Here is a 2,230-nt window from a genome sequence, read left to right on the forward strand (position 1 = left end):
GGTAATTGGTAATAGGGGGAGCATGTCACATTAGCCTAATATTTTTACCTGATCTATAGCCCCCTCATGGGTAAAAGCCAAGGGTAGTGGTACACAATTCGTGATTTTAACTCCTGAAACCTTGACGTAACCCGTTGCCAAATCACTACATCTTTACCACTACCAAGCCAAGCTCATATGGTACTAAGTTTATCTGTTCTGCAACTAAGACCGGCTTATTGACAGAATTTTTGTTGTTTTGTCAAGTAGTTCAAAAGTTCGGCTTCTTTGACCTGCTCCCTACCCATCACCCATTACCCATTACCCATTACCCATTACCTATTCCCTATTACCCATCACCCATCACCCATCACCCATCACCCATCACCCATCACCCATCACCCATCACCCATCACCCATCACCCATCACCCATCACCCATCACCCATCACCCATTACCTATTACCTATTACCCATTACCTATTACCTATTACCCATTACCTATTACCTATTACCTATGACTAATTATCAGCTAACTATTCAACAAAGAACTGAAGATTTTGCGATTCGTGTAATCAAAGCTTACTCTGAACTCAACAAGAGACATTTTGATGATGCTGGAAAAGTATTAGCCAAACAGTTTCTTAGAAGTGGTACAAGTATTGGAGCCAATTGTGCCGAAGCTATTTATGCTCAATCAAAAAAGGATTTTATCTCCAAATATTCTATTGCTTTGAAAGAAGCTTCAGAAACACAATATTGGATTAGAATCATGGTTAAATCTCAGCTTGTTACTGAACAAAACTTTTCGCTGATGCAACAAGAAATTGTTACAATAATCAAAATCCTAACTTCCATAATCAACAAACTAAAATCAAAGGAATAGGTAATGGGTGATGGGTAATAGGTAATAGGTAATGGGTAATGGGTAATGGGTGATGGGTGATGGGTGATGGGTAATAGGTGATAAGTAATGGGTAATAGGTAATGGGTGATGGGTGATGGGTGATGGGTGATAGGTAATGGGTGATGGGTAATAGGTAATAGGTGATAAGTAATGGGTAATAGGTGATAAGTAATGGGTAATAGGGAATAGGTAATAGGGATGCGCTGCATCTTCAGGTGCGACCCATGGCGAATTTAATAATTAGATGCGGAAAGCGCACCTAACAGGGAATCAGCTTCAAAGAATACTGTACCTCATAACTGTGATCAACGCTATATTTACCATTAGAGCAAGCAATTACCCATGAGGGGCTATAGATCAGGTAAAACTATTCGGCAAAAGTGACATGCTCCCTCTATTACCTATAACCTATTAAATATAACCTATTACCCATTACCCATTACCTATAACCTATTACCCATTACCTATAACCTATTACCCATCACCCATCACCCATCACCCATCACCCATCACCCATCACCCATCACCCATCACCCATCACCTAATACCTATTACCTATTACCTATTACCCATCACCTATTACCTATTACCCATTACCCATTACCCATTACCTATTACCCATTACCTATTACCTATTACCTATTACCTATTACCAAATCATGGAAAAACGCGGCAAAACCACCAGCATCACCAGTCGGTTTCCTCATTTCTATGACGGAGCCAATGTTGAGAGTTTGCTCTACCAATTTATTGATGTCTTTGGCTTTTTGCTGGAGCAAGGGGAAACCGACTTGCTCCGTGTGATGCGTTCCCATCATGTGGATACCGCTGACAATAAAGGGTCTCAAGGCTTTATTGCTGCCCAAAAGGGAGATTTAGATCAACTTTTTGCTCTCTACCTAGAAGCGTTAGGAGGCACCTCTCAACTGGTACAGGTAAGTCACCAGTTTAGTCCAGGGAGTATTAAAAATGTCAGTAACTTGGCCAAGAAACTTGATCAAGGCAAGGATGAACTGTCTCAGTATTTGCGATCGCAACTTGATCAGGATACCAAGAGCCTTCTGGAGCGCTATCAGGTTGCCCAGGCTCAATTTAACCTAGAGTCTTTCAGGGATCTGCCCGGTCTAGCCATTCAGCTGTTGGTTGCTACCGTTGCTACCGATCAACTCAGTCATTATCTCAACATTCACTTGCCCCCAGAAACCCTGGAACTGCTCAATCACTATGACGGTTTCCCCCCGCTGCCTGAACCCCTACAGCAGGGACTGGTGCAAACACTCAACCAACAGCTGGTTAATCCCTCCCTCTACCGGAAAAATAAGCCATACTTCCAAACCCTGACTCT

The 2,230-nt window shown here is 42.2% G+C and carries 2 protein-coding genes and 1 pseudogene; all 3 read left to right on the plus strand.

What is annotated here, in order from left to right; all coding sequences use genetic code 11:
* Nucleotides 1-134: 134 nt before the first annotated feature.
* The gene (locus F6K38_RS34430) at nucleotides 135-503 is read left to right on the plus strand and encodes a hypothetical protein (RefSeq protein WP_287359620.1); all 369 of its coding nucleotides are present in this window, start codon (nucleotides 135-137) and stop codon (nucleotides 501-503) included.
* Nucleotides 496-864 (plus strand): four helix bundle protein, encoded by a 369-nt coding sequence (locus tag F6K38_RS34435; protein ID WP_008182832.1) that lies wholly within the window; start codon nucleotides 496-498, stop codon nucleotides 862-864. Before F6K38_RS34430 ends, F6K38_RS34435 begins: the two co-directional genes overlap by 8 nt.
* A 680-nt stretch (nucleotides 865-1,544) precedes the next feature.
* A pseudogene (locus F6K38_RS34440) lies at nucleotides 1,545-2,230 on the plus strand (hypothetical protein); the annotation flags it as partial.

Source organism: Moorena sp. SIO3B2 (genome assembly GCF_010692525.1).
Taxonomy (GTDB): Bacteria; Cyanobacteriota; Cyanobacteriia; order Cyanobacteriales; family Coleofasciculaceae; genus Moorena; species Moorena producens.